Origin of the sequence: uncultured Ellagibacter sp. (assembly GCF_934617235.1) — a bacterium.
Lineage (GTDB): Bacteria > Actinomycetota > Coriobacteriia > Coriobacteriales > Eggerthellaceae > Ellagibacter.
Genome location: NZ_CAKTTZ010000004.1, coordinates 1 through 20,728, shown reverse-complemented (window position 1 = coordinate 20,728; position 20,728 = coordinate 1). Strand labels below are relative to the sequence as shown.

Genomic DNA, 20,728 nt, shown 5'->3' with positions numbered 1-20,728 from the left:
TAGGACAGAGAACGCTATGCAATATGAAGACAAGGACTTAAGGAAGCTCCAGCTGCTCGAGCTGCGCATCTTGAAGGAAATCGACCGCGTTTGCCGCGAGCTGGACATCACGTACTTCCTCGATTCGGGATCGGTGCTCGGGGCGCTTCGCCATGGGGGCTTCATTCCGTGGGACGACGACATCGATCTGGGCATGCCGCGCGCGGATTACGACCGCTTTGTGGTCGAGGCACCAGCGCTTTTGGGGGAGGAATACGTCGTGTCGACCCCCGAGACGAACCCGCATCAGGCGGCGCTGTTTGGCAAGGTGTGGCTGCGCGGCACGCGCTTCGCGACGGAGGAGACTATTGAGGCAGGGTTTGACCAGGGAATTTTCGTTGACCTGCTGCCCTATGACGCCCTTTCTTCCGACGCGGCGACGGCGGCGAAGCAGCGACGCGACTGCCGCTTCTGGCAAAGCGTCTCGTATCTTTCCCATGCGAAGAGCATCGTCGTGCCCCACAAGGGTGCGCTCGGCGCAATCGAGCGCATGGCTTGCAGCGCGGCCCATCTCGTTGCGCGCGGCCTGTATCCCCACGAGAAGGTCACGGCGCGCTTCAATAAGGCTGCTACCTGCGGAAACGACCCCGCGCTTGCCTCGGATGATCTTGTCGTCATGGCGTATGCGACCTACGAGCCCTACGCGCGCTCAATGATGCTTCCGACCTCGACCGTCACCTTCGAGGGATGTGAGTTCCCCGCGCCCGCCGACCCCGAGGCCTTCCTGCACCAGCTCTACGGCGAGTGGCGCGAGCTTCCCCCGGTTGAGGCACGCCGCAACCATGCGCCCGTCGAGCTCGATTTCGGGCCGTACGCCTAAGCTTTTGACCTGCATTTGTTCAATTCTTGATTGAATCTTTACAAAACTGAACGTATTCCATTAGAATCATTCCTCGAATTACTAACTGGGGAGTATTCTAATGACATTGACGAAAAGCACGTTCAAGGTGCTCAACGCGCTGCGCGACGAAGCCGTCCATACGCAGCGCCACATCGCGACGGCAACCGGCCTGTCGCTTGGGACGGTGAACACGGCGTATCGCACGCTCGTTGACGAGGGCCTTGCTGACAACTTCTACGTGACCGGCGCGGGGTATGAGGCGCTTTCGCCCTATAAGGTCGACAACGCCATCATCATGGCGGCAGGCCTTTCCTCGCGGTTTGCGCCGCTTTCCTACGAGAAGCCCAAAGGCGTGCTCACGGTGCGCGGCGAGGTCCTCATCGAGCGGCAGATCCGCCAGCTTCAGGAGGCGGGCATCACCGACATCACCGTTGTCGTGGGCTACATGAAGGAAGCCTTCTTCTACCTCGAGGACAAGTTCGGCGTGACCATCCGCGTGAATGCGGATTACTCCGTGCGCAACAACAACTCCACCCTCATGCTCGTGCGCGAGAAGTTGGGGAACACCTACGTCTGCTCGTCGGACGACTATTTCACCGAGAACGTCTTCGAGCCGTATGTGTTCGAGGCATACTATCCTGGCGTGTTCTTCGCGGGCGAAACGAACGAGTATCTGCTCGATACCGCACGTGACGGGCGCATCACCGGTGTGACCGTCGGCGGCCGCGACAAGTACGGCATGCTCGGGCACGTCTATTTCGACCGCGCGTTCTCCGAGACGTTCGTGCGCATTCTCGTTGACGAGTACGACCTGCCCGAAACCGCCGGAAAGCTGTGGGAGGACATCTATCGCGCGCACCTCGATGAGCTGCGCATGGTCATGCGACCCTACGAGCCGGGCGTGATCTATGAGTTCGATTCCATCGCGGACTTGAAGGAATTCGACCATGACTTTATCGAGAACGTCGATTCCGCGATTCTCGACAACATCTGCCGCGTGCTCGAATGCTCGCGCGGCGATGTCGAGGGCATCGTGCCCATCAAGGAGGGGCTTACGAACCTGTCGTTCCGCTTCGAGGTGCGCGGTGTGCCGTACGTGTATCGCCATCCGGGCGTGGGCACCGATGAGATCATCAACCGCGCAAGCGAGGCGTTTTCGCAGGGTATCGCGAAGAAGCTCGGCATCGACGACACTTTCATCTACGAAGACCCCGCCGAGGGCTGGAAGATTTCCCGCTTCATCGAGGGTTGCGTTCCCTTTGACTACCACAACGAGGACCACGTCAAGCGAGCGATGGAGCTTGGCCGCCGCCTGCACAACAGCGGCGAGAAAAGCGAGTGGTCCTTCGACGTGTACCGCGACGCGGTGGGAATCGTGGAACTTCTCGGCCGGAAGAGCTACCCGTCGTTCCCCGATCGCGAGGAGCTCGGACGCAAGGCCGGGGTGCTCGATGCGTTCGTGCGCTCGGACCGCGTCGAGCCGTGCCTGTGCCACAACGACTTCTACAGCCCGAACTTTCTCGTGCGCGGCGACGAGATGCATCTTATCGATTGGGAGTATTCGGCGATGTCGGATTATGCCTCCGATCTGGGAACATTCATTTGCTGTTCCGATTATTCGCTCGATGAGGCCCGCCATGCGATCGAGCTTTACTTCGGGCGGACCCCGACCGATGCCGAGATGCGCCACTGCTTGGCGTATGTCGCCCTTGCTGCGTATTACTGGTTCGTTTGGGCGCTCTACAAGGAATCGACGGGCGACCCGGTGGGAGAGTGGCTCTATCTGTGGTATCGCACGGCGAAGAAGTATTCGGCGCTAGCGCTCGATCTTTATGGATCGGCGCCTGAGCAGGTCGCTTAAGGCGCATCCGCATTTTGTTGAAGTTGCCCGCCGACTGGGCGACGTTTGCGATTGATTGGAAGGAAGCTCGTGGAACTTATCGGAACCATTGTGGTCTACATCATCATGGCGTGCGCAATCGCCGGATGCTTGGCGAGTGTCATCAAGCCCGAAAGCGAGCTTGGGCAGCAGTTCGTCGCCGGCATCGACTCGATTGGCCCGATTTTCTTGCCGGTTGCGGGCATCATGGCGTCGGCGCCGTATCTCACTGCATTCGTGAGCACGGTTTTCGGCCCAGCGTATTCTGCTGTCGGCGCAGACCCTGCGATGGCGGCGACCACGTTTATCGCCGTCGACATGGGTGGTTATCAGCTTGCCGACGCGCTCGCTGAGACGCGCGAAAGCTGGATCATGGCCATGGTCACGGGCTATATGGCGGGTGCGACCATCGTGTTCTCCATCCCTGTGGCGCTGAAGATGCTCGAGAAGCGCGACCGCAAGTACCTGGCGCTTGGCGTGATGAGCGGCCTTCTCGCCATCCCCATCGGCGTGCTTGTGTCCTCGGCCATCATTGCGGTATCGCATCCGATGGTGCGCGAGATCGTTTCCACCAACGCCGACGCCACTTATCAGCTGGCGCTCTCGTGGGGGCAGATTGGCGTGAACCTCATCCCGCTTATCATCATCTGCGTGGCACTTGCGGCGGGACTCAAGTTCAAGCCCGACGCCATGATCAAGGGATTCATCGTGTTCGGCCGCGTGATGGAAAGCGCGCTTAAGATCGTGTTCGTGCTCGTGGTGGTGGAGTACTTCACGGGCGTGTGGTCGACGCTTTTCGGAAGCTTTGGGTTCGACCCGATCATCGCCGACGAAGAGGATATCTTCCGTGCCCTCGAGGTGTCGGGCGCCATCGGCATGATGCTCTGCGGCGCATTCCCAATGGTGTACCTCATCAGGCGTTACTTGGCGAAGCCGCTCGCGAAGATCGGCGGTGCGGTGGGCCTGTCCTCCGATGCGACGGCGGGTCTGCTCGCGGGTTCGGCCAACGTGCTCGCGCTTTTCTCGATGGTGAAGGACCTGCGCGCGAAGGACAAGGTCATCTGCATGGCGTTCGCCGTGTGCTGCGCGTTCCTCTTCGGCGACCACCTGTCGTTTACGGCGAACTTCCAGCCGAACCTGATCGTGGTGGTGCTTGCGGGTAAGCTTGCTGCCGGCATCTGCGCGATCGTGTTCGCGAACCTGCTCGCCGTGAAGAAGGCCGAGCAGCTCGAGCGTGAAGCGGGCGAAGACGTGCTTTATGACGAGAAGCGCGCGATGGAGCCTGCCGAGTAACGCAAGGAAAGGGCGGCGTCTCGTTCGGGAGCCACCTTCGATGATTAGTAACCTACTAAGTCTGGGGAGAACAAGTGGGTATGGAGCAAGAACCGGGCATGTTGCCCGCGGGCGCGTATGCGCATATTTCATCGGTGCTGGGAGTTCAGCGCGATGAGATTACCGACATCTGGCCGCTCAAGCAGGGCCTGACAAACGAGTCGTGGCATTTCACTACGTCGGAAGGCGAATACGTCTATCGTCAGCCGGGCGTGGGCACCGAAGACCTCATCGATCGCAAAGCCGAGGCCGAGGCGCTGAAGCTCGCGCGATCGATCGGGCTTGACGGCACGTTCATTCACGAAGACGTCGAGCAGGGATGGAAGCTCTCTCGCTTTCTCGTGGATTGCCGCGAGCTCGATGCGCGCGATGCCGAGCAGGTCGCTTGTGCGATGCGCATGGCTCGCACACTCCACGAGAGCGGCGCGCGCTTGAGCCGTACGTTCGATTTCTACGAGGAGGGGCAGCGCTACGACGCGCTCCTTCGCGAGCTGGGGCCGATCGTGGTGCCCGGCTATGACGAGCTTGCCGCGAAGGCCGCCCGCGTCGCCGCCTTCGCGCATGCCGACGGCGCGCCGGTCTGCCTCACGCACAACGACTTCTTCAACTTGAATATCCTCATCGACCGCTCCGATCGCATGCACCTGATCGACTGGGAATATGCCGGCATGTCTGATTACGCGCACGATTTCGGCACTTTCACCGTGTGCTGTCAGCTTTCCAACTCCGAGGCCGACGCGGCGCTTGCAGCTTACTTCGGGCGCATTCCCACGTTTGCCGAGCGGTGTCACAACTTCGCGTTCGTGGCGCTTGCTGGATGGTGCTGGTATTTGTGGTCGCTCTACAAGGAGGCTGTCGGCGGAAGCGCGGGCGAGTGGAAGGAAATCTATCTCAGCTATGCGCTGCGCTATTTCGACCGCGTGATCTCGGGTTATGAAGGAATCGCTCAAAAAGAGGAGAGGGACATCGCATGAGGTTCGGTATCGCAAGTGGTTTTCTGTGGGGTTTGGACACCGTCATCCTGGGAATAGCCCTCACGATGGGGGCGTTCATCGGCACGCCGGAGGCCATCGCCTTTGCCGCCATTGCGAGCGCCTTCATGCACGATGCGGCATGCGCCATCTGGCTTTTTCTCTACATGGGAGTGCGCCGTCGCCTGCGCGACACGCTTCGGGCCTTAAAGACTCGCAGCGGCAAGGTGGTCATGCTCGGTGCGCTTCTGGGCGGACCTTTGGGCATGACGGGCTACCTGATCGCCATCAACAACATCGGCGCAGGCTATACCGCGATTATCTCCGCATTCTATCCAGCGTTTGGCACGTTCATGGCGTTTATCCTGTTGAAGGAGCGCATGAGGCCGCGTCAACTCGTCGCGCTCGCCTGTGCGCTCGCGGGCGTCATGGTGATGGGTTATGCCACTTCGGGCGATTCGACGGTCGGGAATGCGGCGCTCGGCTTGGGCGGCGCGATTGTGTGCGTCGTCGGATGGGGCAGCGAGGCGGTGCTGTGCGCTTGGGGCATGCGCGACGACGCGGTCGACAACGAGACGGCGCTCCAGATTCGCGAGACGACTTCCGCCCTCGTGTATGCCGTGGTGGTGCTGCCTGCGTTTGGCGCCTGGGCGTTCACGGCGAGCGCGCTGCCGTCGATTTCCACGGCTGTCGTGGTGCTTTCCGGCCTTGCGGGCGCGGCGTCGTACCTGTTCTACTACAAGGGTATCGCGACCATCGGTGCGGCGCGGTGCATGGCGCTCAACATCACGTATTCTGCCTGGGCTGTTGTGTTCGGGCTCGTGCTTTTGGGGAGTGTACCGACCGTCGTGCAGATCGTGTGCTGCCTGGTCATCATGGCGGGGACGGTGCTTGCGGCATGCGACTGGGACGAGCTTTTCGGTCACAAGAAGACCCCTCTGCCCGAGGACGCCTCGTAGGGAGAGGCGCGGCTGCGCGACCGGGGGGCGTGCTGCCTTCGGGAGCGCGAGGTCGTGCGGCAAGGCGCGCGGGGCCTTCGGGGGCGCGAGGTCACGCGGCCGGTTCATGCTGCCTTCGCTATCTAGCTGTCCGCCACGGCAGTTGCCACCGCTTTCTGCTCGTATGTGCAACTTGCCTGTTTCCCGTTCATGGCTAGCTACGCCTTGTCTCTGAACGCGTGGTATGAATAGGGCAGTCGTTTCATGGGGCTCCTTGAAGAGGAGGGCTTTTCCCGTCGATTTAGAGCTTCGTTCGAGCCCGAAAGGCCTGACGGCTTCGGATCTTGCCTCGATATCTCGCTTTTTCCTCAAAGCCGTTCGCGCATAATCGCACCCCCATTTCCCGAACTTAAAATGGAGGTGCGGGTTATCCTCGGGGCGCCCGCCTCGCAACGCGCCTTCTTTGTAAGTCGCCCGCCTCGCAACGCGCCCACTTCGCTATGTGCTCATCCCGCGTCGAACGCGCTTCTGTCGTTGCCCGTGCCGCCGATAGAGCCGTCAGCGGTAGTTGATTGATGCACTCACTCAAGCCTGCGAGCTTGCCCCGATGGCGAATCGGCAGTACAGCCCACAGGCTTCCCCCTCCTATTTTCCCGAAATCGACTTGTCGTGGACAAAAAAGGTCGATATGTGAGTCGTCGTAGCTCCCCGAGCGCACCTCTCGCGCGGCGCAGCGGAGAAAGCCCAGGTTGCAAGCTGACCAGCCTGCGAGGCGAATGCCATAAGGCCCATCCAGACTCGCATATCGACGAATTTTGTCCACGAACCTCGATTCTTAAGAAGAAGGCCTCGCGGGCGGGGGAGCCCCTTCTCGAGGGCTTTCCGTGCGCAATGATGCGCAATTGGGTATCATATCCGCTGTAGGATTATTTCTCCGTCCGCAGCTTCATGTAACTGGCAGCTTTGCGTCGCTCGCCTTTGCATGCTGTAGCTTTACCAACAAGGAGGCTTCTCTTGCAGAGCATGCCCACTGCCCAGGAATGGTGCGATTTCTACTTGAGCACCGACAAAAACGCCGATAAAACCCTTGATGAGCTCAGAGTTCGCTGGAACGAGATGGCACCGCGCTACGCCCACAAGAACTTGCGCAGCGGGTATCTGGCTCAGCTCACCGAGCTGCTCGCGCTTGAGCCGGGCGAGAGCATCCTCGACATGGGATGCGGCCCCGGCGTGCTTAGCGTCCCGCTGGCGAAAAAGGGCCACGATGTGGTGGCCGTCGACTTCTCGGATGGCATGTTGGGTGAGCTGCGTGAGGCTGTGGCGGCGGCTGGCGTCGAGGACCGCTTCTCCATTTTCCGTCGCGCGTGGCAGGAGAGCTGGGAGGGGATTCCCCAGGCGGATGTGGCGATCTCGTCGCGATCCCTTACGACCCATGACATCCAAGACGCCGTCGCCAAGCTCGAATCCAAGGCGAAAAGCCGTGTTGTGATCACCACGGCTTGCGGCGAGGTTTCGTGGATCGATGCTCGTGTGCAGCGCGCCTTGGGCCGTGAGATCACGCCGCCCCAGCTTGCGAGGGACTTTGCGGTGCTGCTGAACTACCTGCTGGGAAGCGGGCGCCTCCCTGAGATTCGTTATATCGAGGTGCCGCGCGTGCCGCAATCGGACAGCGCCGACGAGCTTAAGGCGTTTCTCGCCAAGGCGGCGGATGTGAAGCCTGAAGAGCGTCCCCTGCTCGACGCATTCTTCGACGAGCATGTGAAAGAACGCCCTGGCGGCGGGGTCATGCTTGACTATACCCAGGAAACGCGCTGGGCTGTCCTTTGCTGGAAGCCGCTCTAAACGCGTCTCTCGCGTGTCAACGTAAGATTGCCGTGCGCGGCTTCGTGCGGCGGAGTGCGTACCGTATAATGTTTTCCATGTAATGAACGTAGGCGAAAGGTGAGTGCATGGCAGACAAGAACGACAAGGGTTACGGCGTTCCCGCAGCTCCCGCTGTGCCTGCCTCTCCGGCAAAGCCTGCTGCCCCTGCTTCTCCCGCTGGACGGCCGGGGAAGTCTGCAGATAGCGATTCGGCTTGCGTTCGGGAAGCTTCTGCAAAAGAGCGCATCGAGGCGCGTCGCCGTGATCTAGCGAGGAAGCTTGCCGCCACGGCGGGGACGGGCGCCCCTGCAGCTCGCGAGGGTTCTCCCTCGGTGGCGAGTCGTGCGCGTGAGGATACTTCCCCGCAGGTGAGAGAATCGGCGTCGCGCTCTGCTTCTCCTGCTTCTTCCTCAGGGGCGGGAAGGCGTCCTGCAGCGGCGCCCTTCTTGGACGAGCATCCCCATCCGCAGGGGGTTTCCGATCGCTTGCGCCAAACCATCGCCCATACGACGTCGGCGCGGCCGAAAGACGCGTTCGGGAAGGGAATGAAAAAGCCCCAAGCGACGGCGAGGGTGGAAGGCAAAAAGCCTGCTGCCTCCGAAAATGCCCCCAAGAAGAAGTCTTGCCTCGGCTCCATTTTCGGCATCATCATCGCCCTTATCTTGCTCTCCCAAATTGGGGGATGCGTGGCGTCTTGCGTGGGGGATGTCTTCGATTCGCTCGACGGCGAGGACTCGAGCTGGTTTGAGGAGTCGGGTTCGGAACGACAGGGCGACTCCTCCGACCTCACGTACAGCTTCTCTTCCGATGCCGCTGATGAGGCTGCGGCGCTTGCGTGCGCACGCGATGCCTTGGCGTCGCTCGACTCGAGGGAGCGAATCGTCGAGCACCTTTCGCAAGGAATCAACAAGGAATACGCCAATAAGTTCGGTTTTTCTGCCGACGATGCGGGCGTCGACACGAAGGAACTTGCGCGTTGGCTCATCGATGGGGTGTCGTTCACGATCGATGACAGCGACGTTTTCGTCTACACTGATGGTACGGCCGACGTGTTCGCTGACTGCACGAACATCCCTGTATATGGTTATGTCTCGGCAGTAGACGATGCGGCGAGGTCGCTCGGCAAGAGATCGGGCACTCCTACAAAGCAGCAGGTCGCTGCAGCGACGGAATCGGCGAAGGAGCATGCGGCTTCCGGTTCCGCCTTCATCATGTTCTCGCTTGTCAAAACCGATGTCGGCTGGACGCTCGACGAGGACGCTTTCATGGAAGATACTGCCGACCACCTGTTCGGATTGTAGGGAGCTTGCGATGAAGGTTCCAAACGAGGTTGCCATTAAAGCACAGGGGCTCAGGGTTGGCAATGGCGTGCGTGTTCCTGCCATTGTGTTCGCTTGCCGAACCTGCGGACGTGTACTTGTGCCGGGTGAGGGCTCGCGCACGTGTCCCGACTGCGGAAGCCACGATATCGAAACCCGGGTCGATCCTTCGCGCAGCGTCGTCGTCAGACGTGCCTGTTGAGGCTAGGTGACTCCGCCGGTCTGGCGGGAATGCGGCAAGAAACTTCACGATTTCCTTTAATTGGTACATATGTTCGTGTATACTGAGTCCATGAATACGAACGAACATATTCCTTATGATGTAGTGCTGCTCCCAACGTATGCTGAGGCGCTTTCTTATCGAAAACGGGTTGCTGCCGAGGGCGGTCCTCGGGCGCTTTTCGGGGTGACAGTCACCACGTTTAGCGCCTGGATTGCGGACTGGTGGGAACTCTTCGGAGACGGACGGGTTCTCGCGAGTGCGCTCGAAGTGGAGGCGCTTTCTGCGGCGCTGTGCTCGAAGCATCCAGACGATGCACAGTATGCCCATGTGGTGGCCACGTGCCTTCAGAAGGGCGCGGGCATCCCCTCTTTCGACGGGGCGTGTTCGCTTGCAAAGCGCGATGAAGACTGCGGGCTATCTTTGGCCCAGAGCCGCGCACTGCGCCTGTGCGCCGAGGTTCGTGATGAGCTGCGCGATCTTGGGCGCGCTTTGAAAGGGGAAGTGCTCTTTCTGCTTCCAGGCGTTCTGCCGCAGCGGCCGCTGCGCGTGCTCGTTGAAAACGCAGCGCCCTTGACTGAGCAGGAACGTGCCTTTTTTGATGCTTGTCCGTTTATCGATTGCGAGATTCACGAAGCACCTGGTGGGGAAGGCGTGCGGTGTGTGGCTGACGGCATTTCCGTCCGCTTCGCCTTCCCTTCTGGTCGCTATGCGGAACCAGCGATTCTGCGGGATGCCCTTTGCGCGAAGGGGCATTCGGGGGCGATTGTCGCTTGCAAGGATCCCCTTTCCCTGTTCGAGAAGCTCGCTTCTGTCCTTGCGGAAGCGGGGCTTTCGTGTGCGGCGCGCGCCAGCGTCCCCTTCGCTCGAACTGATTTCGGAGCTGCAATGCTCGCGCTCAGGAGTTTTCTCACGTCGGAGGCCTGGCTGTCGAGCGATCTCACCGATTTTCTCCTCTCGCCTTTTTCGGGGCTGTCCATAGAAGGTGCCTATTCGGTTGATGCCCAGGTTCGCGGCAATCGGCTCCTTGACCGAGAGACCATTGTGTCGGTGCTGCGCGAAAGAAGCCGCTTGTTCGAGGCGATGGAGGATATCGCGACTGATCGTGATGCCGATATTCTGCTTGGCGAACTCGAGGACGCGGTGCGCTCGATGATCCATAGGCCCGAGGCCTGGCGCCGCGAGCAGCTTGCGGCGATGTCGGCTTTGCGCGATGCTGCTGCTGCGGCTCGTCTTGCCGACCTTGATATGCAGGGGCTCATAGCCCTTCTTGGTCGTTCGAGTGTCGATGCTTCCCGCTCGCTAGGCGTCGCTGCTGATGAAGAATCCTGCGGCAGTAACCTTTCTGTCCTGCCTGCTGACATCGTGTTCATCGATTATAGCCGTGCGGCTGCTTTTCCTCCCGCATCCTGCGGGCTCGCCGTCGCGTGCGACCTTACGAGCGCCGCTTTTCCCGCTTCGGATTCCGACAATGCCGCTTCGACCCTTCTTGCCAAACTGGGCATCCATCAGGCCGACGATGCTCTCTCGCGCATGCGCCGCTCGTTTGTCGCCCTGTCATCGGCGCCTCGCGAAACATTCCTTATCGTACGTTGCTTGAACGATGAAGATGCGGACCCGACATACCCCGCTGCCGTTCTCGAGGAATTCGTCGACTGCTATCGGGAAGACCCGTCTGCGACCGACGACATCAAGAACGCTTTCATGCTGCCTGCTTGCTTGCAGGAGGGAATCATCGAGCGTGGGGAGGAATCCCTTGTGGAGAACGCCGTCTTGACGGATGGGGATTTGCCGCATGAGACGGTTAAGCTTCCTGCACCAGGTGAGGTATCGGCTGCGAAGCGTTCGCTTGTCGTGCTGCCTCGCGTGGTGAAAGGCCGGGTGATCGACGAGCCGTGCCTGTCGCCTTCGCAGATTGAAAGCTATCTGGAATGTCCCTATAAGTGGTTCGCCCAGCGTCGCCTTCGCCTTGAAGGCCTCGACGAAGGCTTCGGTGCGCTGCAGATGGGGGATTTCGCCCACGGTGTGCTCAAGAGCTTCTACGCACATTTCCAAGATGAGGTTGCCCCCAAGGTGACGTTCGAGACGCTCGAGCCTGCGCGCGCTATCATGCGCGACATACTCGCGAGGCACGAGTCGCGTCAAGTCGAATTGAAGCCTACCGACAACCGTCTTGTTCCCACGACGGAGCTTGAGCGGCGCGAGATGGAATCCCTCAAACGAAAGCTGCTCGATTATCTCGATTATGAGGCTGCGCTTCTGCCGACATTCCATCCTACCTATCTTGAATACGGTATCGCGGAAGGTGATGCGGTTGAATACGCAGGCCATATGCTTGTAGGAACAGCGGATCGTATCGATATTGACGATGCCGGCCGTGCCGTGGTGCTCGACTACAAGGCATCCATCTCTCCCGAGCACGAGCTCGCTGTAAGGGAAGAGGGAAGGCTTGGCAAGGTGCAGGCGCTTATCTATGCGCAGGTGGTCCGCCGAACGCTCGGGCTGAATCCCGTCGGCGCGCTCTATGTGCGCTATGGAAAAAGATGTGCAGTTACCGGCGCTTACGACGCAGCCGCACTCGAGGCGCCCCATTTGCCTTTCATGCGCCACGAAAAATGCGAAGTGGTTCCCGAAAACGGCCAGTCGTTTGCCGACCTGCTCGACCAAACCGAGGAGGAGGTTGCTCGAGGCGTCGAGCGCATGCTTTCAGGCGATGTGCGCCCGAATCCCGCAAGCCCTCACGCATGCGCATGGTGCCCGGTGATCTCATGCGCGGAAAGAAGGGCATAGGCTATGGCTCTCACTCCCGAACAGCAAAAATGTGTCGACACGCTCGTTGGTCCTGTGGCGGTGTCCGCTGGCGCGGGCAGCGGCAAAACATTCACGCTCACCCAGCGAATCGTCCATGCGCTCGAATGCGGGTACGTTTCCAGCATCGATGAGGTGCTCGCTATCACGTTCACTTCGAAGGCGGCGGGCGAGATTAAATCGCGCGTAAAGGGTGCTCTCAAGGCTTGCGGCCGTTCCGATCAGGCGCTTTTAGTCGATTCTGCCTGGATTTCCACCATTCATGGCGCATGTTCCCGCATGTTGCGCGCCCATGCACTTGACTTGGGAATCAATCCCGATTTCGCAGTAGCGGACGAATCTTCCGCAAACGATATGCTCGATGCATCTCTTGAGGAGGTGCTCGGCTCTGAGGATGACCTGACTTCGCCCGGCGACTACGATGCGCTCTTCGAGGAATACTCGGCTCGGCAAAACGGACCGACTTCTGCTGCAAGCATTGAGGGCATGGTTCGCGAACTCGTCATCGCAGCGCAGGCGAGCCCCGAAGGCATGGCATCTATCGTCCTCACGCCTCCTGCGGCATCGCCCTATAAGCTCATGGCGCGCATGTCCTCTTTGGCGGGAGACATCATGGCAATGTGCGAGGCGCAAAAGCCGGGGAAGCGCCGAGATGCCTTCCTCGAGAACACGGCAGATGCGCTCGAGGAACTTGAAGCGGCGCAGCGAGAAGGCAGAGAAATCTCCCCTGAGCAGCTTTTGCCGCTGTTTAACGCTTTCCCTGTTCCCACCTGCGCATTTGGTACGCCGGAATACAAGGAGCTCGCCACTGAGACGGCGCAAGCGTATTTCTCCCTCATGATGGAGGCGCGACTTGCCGTTGCCGAACCGCGCATGCGCGAGGTGGTCGATCTTGCGAGCCGCGTATTCGATGCTTACCGTCGACGTAAGCGCGAAGCGGGAATGCTCGACAATGACGATTTGCTCACCATGGCATCGCGCATGTTCAGCGAGCACCCAGATGTCGCGGCAGAGTACGCCGACCGATTCAAGATGATCATGGTTGACGAATTCCAGGACACCGATCAACTCCAAGTGGACATGATCAAACGAATGGCGGGTGCGAACTTCGAGCGGCTGTGCACGGTCGGCGATGCGCAGCAAAGCATCTATCGCTTCCGCGGGGCGGACGTTTCGGTCTACGACCGGCATCTTGCTTCGGTGGCGGAAAACAACGAATCGGGTCTCATCACGCTCGACGATAACTTCAGAAGCCATGTCGATGTGCTCGCGTTCGCCGATTGCGTGTTCAGCCAGCCAACCGTCTTCGGGCGCTCCTTCATGTCGCTTTCTGCATCACGCGACCCCGAGCGCGTTGAGCATCCCTACAAGGGATCCGATCCACGCATCGAAGTGCAGTTCACCACTTATCCTCGCGGTGTTCCCTCAGATACTGCGCGCGCGACGGTGGCTCGAAGGATTGCGGAGCGCTTTGCGAAGCTTGTTTCCGAGGGCCATTCGGCTGGTGATATGGTGGTGCTGCTTGGTGGGATGCGCTGTGCCAACATTTACGCCGACGCTATACGCGAACAGGGTCTTTCGTGCGTTGTTTCGGGAGGGTCCATCTTCGGGCAAGCGCCAGAAGTGGGTCTTGCGGTGCGACTTGCCGAAGTGATCGCCAATCCCAAAAACACTGAAGCTCTCTTCGAAGTGCTCTCTAGCGAGATGTTCTCGCTCACCGCCGATGATTTTATCGATTTGTCGACGGGCTTCGACGAGGTTCATGGCATCTCTCGTCGTCGCTCGCTTGATTCTGGTCTGAAGGTATATGCGGCAGCCGAAGAGGGGACCACTCTTGCGCCTGGCCTTCAAGCGGCGGTGCAAACGCTTCAAAAGGCGGCCGCCAATGTGCGTGTGCGCCCTTTGTCCGAAATCATGGAGGGCGTCCTCGTTGATTCCGGTTGGCTTCGGCGCCTTGAGGATGAAGGGGCAGAAGGATTAGCGCGCGCAGCGAACGTTTACAAGGCATGTCGTCTTGCTCGCGATATCGAGCGTAAAGGTGGCTTCGGGCCTGCTCAAACAGCGGTTGAATTACGCTCGCAAATCGAGATTGCGAAAAAGGCGCCAGGCTCGCTTTCTGCAAAATCGGGTGAGTTTGTGCGCATCATGACGATTCATGCAAGCAAGGGCCTGGAATTCCCTATTGTCGCTGTGGCGGAAATCCGCTCTGACGAGGCTCGGTCCTCGCGTTTGGCGCGAACCTCCCTTAAGGGGAAGACCTACATCTCGCTCGATGCGGGCGCTTCGGTAGCTCGCTACCAGGAGAAGTCTTCGCAGCTCATCGCGAAGAGCATGTCGGTGAACCCCTTCGAGGGGGCCGAAGACGACGAATTTTTCCAACAGCTGATAGAGAACCCCCAAGACCACAATCCAGTCGATGTTCGTTGTGCAATCCAGCGCCATGAACATCTTGGCGAAACCGAGGAAACGCGCCGGTTGCTCTATGTTGCTCTTACCCGTGCAAAAGAGGCGGTCATTTGCGCTATCGCGGGAAGACCGACGAAAGACGATCCGACGGGTCTCGCAAAGAGCGTCTGGGGAAGCGTCGAGTCTGCTCTCTGCGGCTTTGACGGTGCTTTCGAAACAGGCGTAACCCTTCTTGATTTCGGGGGAGAATCGCCTGCTCGTGTAGAGCGAATCGACTTGACGCTCGATGATGAAGCCGATGGAGCTCAAGATGGAGAAGGGGCTTTTGAACAGGGAGAAGGGAAGTCGCATGCGGACGCTTCCGAATCCGCATGTCGGGTTGTCGATATTCCCGAAGTTTCGCCCGCAAGCGAACTTGCGGCACAGCCGTGGCCCTCGTCGCGTGCAGGGGTGTTCAGTTACTCGTCGATCGCCCATAGCGGTCCCACTGTCGACGACACCGATTCATCCGCTGAGGAAGAGGACGTACTTCAAGATAGCGATTTCTCTCATGCGCTAGACAGCATGGATGCAGACGATGCGGCATGGAACGCGATTCGCGCTTCGCTTTCGGGGGATGCCGACAAGGCGACCGATTTAGGCACTGCATTCCATAGGCTAGCCCAGCAGGCGGTATGCGCGCGCGATGCTGGTGGTACGCTCGCCTGTCCGGATAAAACGCATGTCGAAGCGCTTGCACGCCATTGCGGGCTATCTCAGCTTCAGCGTTTGCGTCTTTCCGAAGCGCTTTCTCGGTGGTTTGAAAGCGACATCGCGGCACATGTCGCTTCGTTTCCTCGACTTCGGGCGGAGGTCCCCTTCTTTGTGCGTGTCGGGAACAGCGATGATGCGCCGTTCATGGAAGGCGAAATCGACCTTCTTGCTGACGGGGAAGACAGTCGCACGGCATTTGTCGTGGATTACAAAACAGGTGATTCGCCAGGGGAAACGCCGTTACAACTCCAGGAAAAGCATCGACTCCAGGCGCTCTGCTATGCCTATGCGTTGCTCATGCAGGGCTATGAATGCACACAGTTCGCATTTGTGCGCGTGGAACAGCCTGACGATACCAAAGAAGGTCAGCCGCAGCAGGTGAACTACACCTTTACCGCAGCTGACCTTCCGGCAATCGAAGGAGAAATACTTGCGCGCTATGCGAGCAGCTTCTCCGCGTAAGCGATCTTCACGCAGCACACGAACACGCTGAGCGCCTCGCGAAGTTCGTAGAGCGGGGGAAGCGTGGGCGCGATGCGAATGTTGCTGTCATAGGGGTCGTGCTTGTATGGCCACGTAGCACCAGCGTCCGTCATCGTGACGCCAGCGTCTTTCGCGAGCTGGACGATGCGCTTTGCGCAACCTTCTGGCGCATCGAAGGATACAAAGTATCCTCCACGGGGTGTCGTCCACGAGCATCCGCCGACCTCGGATAGCCCCATGGTAAGTTCGTTTTCGACGAGTGTAAACTTCGGACGGAGAATGTCTGCGTGCTTCTCCATATGAGCGGCGATGCCGTCAGCGTTCTTCAGGAACTTCACGTGGCGCAGTTGGTTGAGTTTGTCGTAGCTGATGACAGTTGTAGCCATGCGCTTTTTAATCTCGGCGATGTTGTCGGGGCTCGCGGCGATCGCCGAGATGCCAGCACCAGGGAGCGTCACCTTTGAGGTGGACGCGAACTTGAAGTAACGATCGGGGTTGCCCGCTTCGCGACATGCCTCACCAATATCGAGCAATTGGTCCTGGTCAGCCTTGAACGGGTTCAAATGGTGAACACTGTAGGCGTTGTCCCAAAAAATGCGGAAATCGTCGGCGGCGCAGGGCATCGCGGCCAATCTGCGGACAACTTCTTTGGAATAGGTGACGCCACCTGGGTTCGAGTACTTGGGAACGCACCAAATGCCCTTCACAGAATCGTCTTCGGCGACGAGTCGCTCGACTTCGTCCATGTCGGGCCCATTCTCGTCCATTTTTACGGGAATCATTTCGATACCGAAAGATTCTGTGATGCCGAAGTGGCGATCGTAGCCTGGAACAGGGCAAATCCATTTGATGCCAGGGTATTGGGCCCAAGGCTTGCTTCCGAGGGTGCCGAAGTCGAGGCATCGCGCGACGGCATTGCCCATAAGCGTCAGGCTCGAGTTTCCGCCGACGATCACGTTTTCCGGCACATCATCGAGCATCGTTGCCATCAGGCGCTTTGCTTCAGGGAGACCGTCGAGCACACCGTAGTTGCGGCAGTCGGTTCCATCTTCGGCGATACAGTCCTCGGCGCTCGCGATGCAGGAGAGCAAGGGGATACTCAGATCGAGCTGCTCGGTGCTCGGCTTGCCGCGTGCCATATTAAGCGCAAGCCCCTTTGCCTTGAACTGCGCATATTCCTCGTTCAATCGATTGAGCTCGCGTTCAAGCTCCGAGCGGTCCATCTGTTCGAATGCAGTCATTTCACATCCTTTGCCGTATGCGGCGAGGCGTGGCCCCACCGCGATTCTGTCTGCCCTCGATAATACGTTTGCATACCCCTTGGGACAAGTTTCAATCGAAATAAATCCTTGGCTTCCTCGCGTAACGCGCATTTTTCAAGAGCGACGACGCCTGTAAATTTTGTCATTATCGCCGCTAATAAAGACGCCTCGCGTGTCGCCGTTTCGCGAATCGTTTACACCGCAGCCGAAATATCACTTTAGTCGGGAAAAGTATGCCCTATAATCCGACTATTCGACTATTGGAGAGGGATGAAAATGGTTACAGGTGATTTTTGGGTACTGCTCGCGATGCTTTTGTACTTCATCGTGGTCGTACTCGTCGGCTTCGTCTATGCGAAGAAGTCGAACGCGTCGAGTGAGGCATATTTCCTCGGCGGTCGCGGGCTCGGTCCGTGGCTCACGGCACTTTCGGCAGAGGCTTCGGATATGTCGGGCTGGCTGCTCATGGGCCTTCCCGGTGTCGCGTATTTCACGGGCGCGTCGGATGCCATGTGGACGGCGATTGGCCTCGCGATCGGCACGTATCTCAACTGGAAGTTCGTTGCGAAGCGTTTGCGCAAGTACTCCGAAGTGGCGAACAACTCGATCACCGTTCCCGATTTCTTCTCGAACCGCTTCCACGACAACAAGCATATCCTCATGACGATCGCCGCGATCATTACGCTCGTGTTCTTTTCGATTTACACGGGAAGCTGCTTCGTGACCTGCGGCAAGCTGTTCTCGACGCTCTTCGGGCTCGATTATGCGACGATGATGGTGCTCGGTGCCATCATCGTGTTCCTCTATACCTTCGTCGGCGGATATCTTTCCGTTTGCACGACCGACCTCATCCAGGGCACGCTCATGTTCTTCGCGCTTGCCACGGTGTTCGTCGGCAGCGTCGCGCAGGCGGGCGGCGTCGAGAACACAGTCGCTTTCCTGCAGGATATCCCCGGCTTTCTCTCGGGTACTCAAATTGCAAGCCCGATTCTCGACGCGGCTGGTAACCAAGTTGTCGAGAACGGGGCGCCGCTGTTCGGCGCGGCAGGGGAGTACGGTCTTGTCACCATCGTGTCGGGTCTCGCCTGGGGTCTCGGATATTTCGGCATGCCCCAGGTGCTCGTGCGCTTCATGAGCGTACGCCACTCCGATGAGATCAAGAAGTCCCGTATCATCGCGATGATCTGGCTTGTCGTGTCGCTCTCGAGCGCGGTGTGCATCGGCCTTATCGGCCGTGCCGTCATCCCGACGGAATTTCTCACTCAGTCCGCGGCAGAAAACGTCTTCGTTGTGCTCTCGCGCATGATCTTGCCGTCGTTTGCTTGCGGTCTTGTCGTTTCGGGCATCTTCGCTGCGGCGATGAGCTCTTCGTCTTCCTATCTGCTCATTTCAGGTTCCGCGGTTGCTACGAACATCTTCAAGGGCCTGATTAAGCGCGACGCGACCGATCGCCAGGTCATGATCGTCGCGCGCTTCACCTTGGCCGCCGTGCTCCTGTTCGGCATCTTCATCGCGATGGATTCCAACTCGTCCATCTTCAGCGTCGTCTCTTACGCATGGGCGGGCTTCGGCGCGTCGTTTGGCCCTCTCGTATTGTTCTCCCTGTACTGGAAACGCACCACGCTGCAGGGCGGCATCGCTGGCATGCTCGTCGGCGCGGCGTCGGTCTTCGCGTGGCATAACCTGGTGAAGCCCCTCGGCGGCTGGTTCGGCGTCTATGAGCTTTTGCCAGCGTTCGTGTTCGCCTGCATCGCCATTGTCGTGGTCTCGCTGCTCACGAAGAAGCCTTCCGAGGAAATCGAGAAGGAGTTCGACACCTACATGGATCTTGATGTGTAGCGCCTGTTAAAAACCCATTACGCGAAGCGGCCCCTGCGATGAGCAGCGGGCCGCTTCTTTTTTGAGATAGCGAAGCCCCGAAGTCCAGCGAGCGATAAATCCGCTTCCCTCTAAGGGAGGGAAAAGGCGGGCGGGACGGCAGGTGACCAGTGCTGAAGGCGGTTCGACGGTCGTTTCTTGTGCGTCTGCGCGGCCAAGGCATCTTAACTGTCCACCAAAAAAGAGCGCCCCCGTTTCTCGTTTAAAGAAACGGGGGCGAGTACGCATGCTAAATGCTGAGCGGGAACTTAGAACCTCAACGCATGGGTGAATCCCGACCATGAAAGGGCATCCGTGTCGCGCACGTAGGCTCCAAACGTGGGGGCATGCACGTAATGCGATCCGCCATAGCTTACCGCAATACCAACGTGGCCGCTACGCCAAAGGACATCGCCCGGGCGTGCTTCAGAGACAGGGCCGCGCCAGGAGGCACAGTTATATAGCGACTCGCTTTGGTGCGGAAGGGAGATACCAATTTGCAGGTATGCCCAGCGAACGAGCCCGGAGCAGTCAAAGGCGTTCGGGCCTTCCGCGCCCCACACGTACGGGCAACCGATACGCGACATAGCGTAATCGACGACCGAACCATACGAGGGGATATCCGCCCCGTTGCCAGAGTATCCGCTGTTGCTAGAGCCGCCGCTGCTTGAACCGCCGCCAGAGCTCGAGCCGCCTCCGGAACCGTTGTTTCGATTTGCTGCGGCAGCCGCTTCTGCAGCAGCCGCAGCAGCCGCAGCAGCCTGCTCTTGTTCGAGCAGCTCTTTCGCTTCGGCATCAAGCGAGTTGACAAGCTCGGTAGCCTGGTCGACCTTCGCCTGTACTTCTTGCTGAATCTGCGCAGCTTCTGCGGCCTTATCGGCTGCGATTTGCTCTTGGCGTGCGTACTCGTCCTTCGAGGCCTGCAGCTCCTCGCGTAATTGCTTAGAGCTGTCAACCATGTCGGAGTCGTTGTTGTTCATCTGCGTGAGCAGATCCCAGTTTGACGTGAACTCGTCGAAAGAGGAGGCACCCAGCACAAAGTCGAGGAAGCTCGCCGATCCCGTGCGGTACATGCTGCGTGCACGCGTAGAAAGCTTCCCTTGCAACTCCTGAATCTGCGCGTTCGTGTCGTCGATTTTGACTTGCTCCGCCGCCATGGCGTCCTGAGCAGCCTGTTGTTCGTCCAGCGCGCCATAATAATTGTCTGAAGCCGTTTCCAAGTCAGCCTGCAGGCTGATCAACTGGTTGCGAACGGCATCGGCTTCGGCTTGCTTTTCTGCAGCCGTGGCGCCGAATGCGATATTCGGAGCGGCCATCGTGACAGCACCAACTGCTGCCGCTGTACCGATAAACGCTCGCCTTGAGAGTGTGTTTGTATGCTCGCTCACTGAGGAACCTCCTTGGTTGAGCATGCTGATTATCGTTTGGCAAAAGCGTCTTTATAATAACACGTAGGGGAAAACCTCGCAGGCGAGGGAGGAGTCACTTCATAACACCAGGTCAGCAATGGGGAAAATCTGCATGCCTTGTGAATTGCGAAGGAATAGTGGATAGATACGCCCGGTGGCGTGTAAGGTATTGACAGCCTTTTGTGGGTACCGTAATATTCTCTTGCTCGCTGCGCCGAGGACGGCAAAAAGCGAGCGGCAGCTTGATAAATACACATGAATTAAGCGTCGATCATGGGCGTGTGCCCGAGTGGTTAAAGGGGACGGGCTGTAAACCCGTTGACTCTGTCTACCTAGGTTCGAATCCTA

The 20,728-nt window shown here is 59.0% G+C and carries 12 protein-coding genes; 10 read left to right on the top strand and 2 right to left on the bottom strand.

All coding sequences use genetic code 11. The features are described from left to right. Window positions 1-16 precede the first annotated feature (16 nt). The 9 genes from Q0G85_RS01450 (at window position 17) to Q0G85_RS01410 (ending at window position 15,831) form a co-directional block, all read left to right on the top strand. Window positions 17-859 carry a phosphorylcholine transferase LicD gene (locus Q0G85_RS01450; RefSeq protein ID WP_297154055.1) on the top strand — a complete coding sequence of 281 codons (843 nt, stop codon included), beginning with the start codon at window positions 17-19 and terminating at the stop codon, window positions 857-859. Window positions 860-959: 100 nt separating this feature from the next. Next, window positions 960-2,741, top strand: a complete 1,782-nt coding sequence (locus Q0G85_RS01445; protein ID WP_297154053.1) for a phosphotransferase — start codon at window positions 960-962, stop codon at window positions 2,739-2,741. 69 nt (window positions 2,742-2,810) lie between these two features. Beyond that, on the top strand, window positions 2,811-4,052 hold the full coding sequence (gene eutH, locus Q0G85_RS01440; RefSeq protein ID WP_297154051.1) for an ethanolamine utilization protein EutH: 1,242 nt from the start codon (window positions 2,811-2,813) through the stop codon (window positions 4,050-4,052). An 80-nt stretch (window positions 4,053-4,132) separates the two neighbouring features. Beyond that, window positions 4,133-5,065, top strand: a complete 933-nt coding sequence (locus Q0G85_RS01435; protein WP_297154049.1) for a choline/ethanolamine kinase family protein — start codon at window positions 4,133-4,135, stop codon at window positions 5,063-5,065. After that, window positions 5,062-6,021: a DMT family transporter gene (locus tag Q0G85_RS01430; protein ID WP_297154046.1), complete on the top strand. Its 960-nt coding sequence runs from the start codon at window positions 5,062-5,064 to the stop codon at window positions 6,019-6,021. The genes Q0G85_RS01435 and Q0G85_RS01430 overlap by 4 nt, the downstream gene beginning before the upstream one ends. A gap of 1,002 nt (window positions 6,022-7,023) precedes the next feature. Continuing rightward, complete coding sequence (locus Q0G85_RS01425) at window positions 7,024-7,842, top strand: class I SAM-dependent methyltransferase (protein ID WP_297154145.1); 819 nt, start codon at window positions 7,024-7,026, stop codon at window positions 7,840-7,842. Between the two features lie 107 nt (window positions 7,843-7,949). Continuing rightward, window positions 7,950-9,164 (top strand): hypothetical protein, encoded by a 1,215-nt coding sequence (locus Q0G85_RS01420; RefSeq protein WP_297154044.1) that lies wholly within the window; start codon window positions 7,950-7,952, stop codon window positions 9,162-9,164. A gap of 289 nt (window positions 9,165-9,453) precedes the next feature. After that, a complete protein-coding gene (locus Q0G85_RS01415; protein ID WP_297154042.1) occupies window positions 9,454-12,192 on the top strand; it encodes a PD-(D/E)XK nuclease family protein in 2,739 nt (912 codons plus the stop codon). A gap of 3 nt (window positions 12,193-12,195) precedes the next feature. Further along, complete coding sequence (locus Q0G85_RS01410; protein ID WP_297154040.1) at window positions 12,196-15,831, top strand: exodeoxyribonuclease V subunit beta; 3,636 nt, start codon at window positions 12,196-12,198, stop codon at window positions 15,829-15,831. On the opposite strand, the gene Q0G85_RS01405 is transcribed toward Q0G85_RS01410, so the two are convergent. Continuing rightward, complete coding sequence (locus Q0G85_RS01405) at window positions 15,807-17,093, bottom strand: aminotransferase class I/II-fold pyridoxal phosphate-dependent enzyme (protein WP_297154038.1); 1,287 nt, start codon at window positions 17,091-17,093, stop codon at window positions 15,807-15,809. The two genes, Q0G85_RS01410 and Q0G85_RS01405, sit on opposite strands and share 25 nt — an antisense overlap. Before the next feature lie 297 nt (window positions 17,094-17,390). Here Q0G85_RS01405 and putP point away from each other — a divergent pair, with 297 nt between their 5' ends. Next, window positions 17,391-18,953 carry a sodium/proline symporter PutP gene (gene putP, locus Q0G85_RS01400; RefSeq protein ID WP_297154035.1) on the top strand — a complete coding sequence of 521 codons (1,563 nt, stop codon included), beginning with the start codon at window positions 17,391-17,393 and terminating at the stop codon, window positions 18,951-18,953. A gap of 287 nt (window positions 18,954-19,240) precedes the next feature. Here putP and Q0G85_RS01395 read toward each other — a convergent pair whose 3' ends face one another. Further along, entirely contained in the window at window positions 19,241-20,359 is a 1,119-nt protein-coding gene (locus Q0G85_RS01395; RefSeq protein WP_297154033.1) for a C40 family peptidase, read from the bottom strand. Window positions 20,360-20,728 lie beyond the last annotated feature (369 nt).

What these genes read in the sequence shown, in the direction of transcription:
- Q0G85_RS01430 (WP_297154046.1), top strand. Translation starts at nt 5,062, where the DNA reads ATGAGGTTCGGTATCGCAAGTGGTTTTCTGTGGGGTTTGGACACCGTC.
- Q0G85_RS01415 (WP_297154042.1), top strand. Translation starts at nt 9,454, where the DNA reads ATGTTCGTGTATACTGAGTCCATGAATACGAACGAACATATTCCTTAT.
- Q0G85_RS01405 (WP_297154038.1), bottom strand. Translation starts at nt 17,093, where the DNA reads ATGACTGCATTCGAACAGATGGACCGCTCGGAGCTTGAACGCGAGCTC.
- Q0G85_RS01410 (WP_297154040.1), top strand. Translation starts at nt 12,196, where the DNA reads ATGGCTCTCACTCCCGAACAGCAAAAATGTGTCGACACGCTCGTTGGT.
- Q0G85_RS01420 (WP_297154044.1), top strand. Translation starts at nt 7,950, where the DNA reads ATGGCAGACAAGAACGACAAGGGTTACGGCGTTCCCGCAGCTCCCGCT.
- Q0G85_RS01425 (WP_297154145.1), top strand. Translation starts at nt 7,024, where the DNA reads ATGCCCACTGCCCAGGAATGGTGCGATTTCTACTTGAGCACCGACAAA.
- Q0G85_RS01435 (WP_297154049.1), top strand. Translation starts at nt 4,133, where the DNA reads ATGGAGCAAGAACCGGGCATGTTGCCCGCGGGCGCGTATGCGCATATT.
- putP (WP_297154035.1), top strand. Translation starts at nt 17,391, where the DNA reads ATGGTTACAGGTGATTTTTGGGTACTGCTCGCGATGCTTTTGTACTTC.
- Q0G85_RS01450 (WP_297154055.1), top strand. Translation starts at nt 17, where the DNA reads ATGCAATATGAAGACAAGGACTTAAGGAAGCTCCAGCTGCTCGAGCTG.
- Q0G85_RS01445 (WP_297154053.1), top strand. Translation starts at nt 960, where the DNA reads ATGACATTGACGAAAAGCACGTTCAAGGTGCTCAACGCGCTGCGCGAC.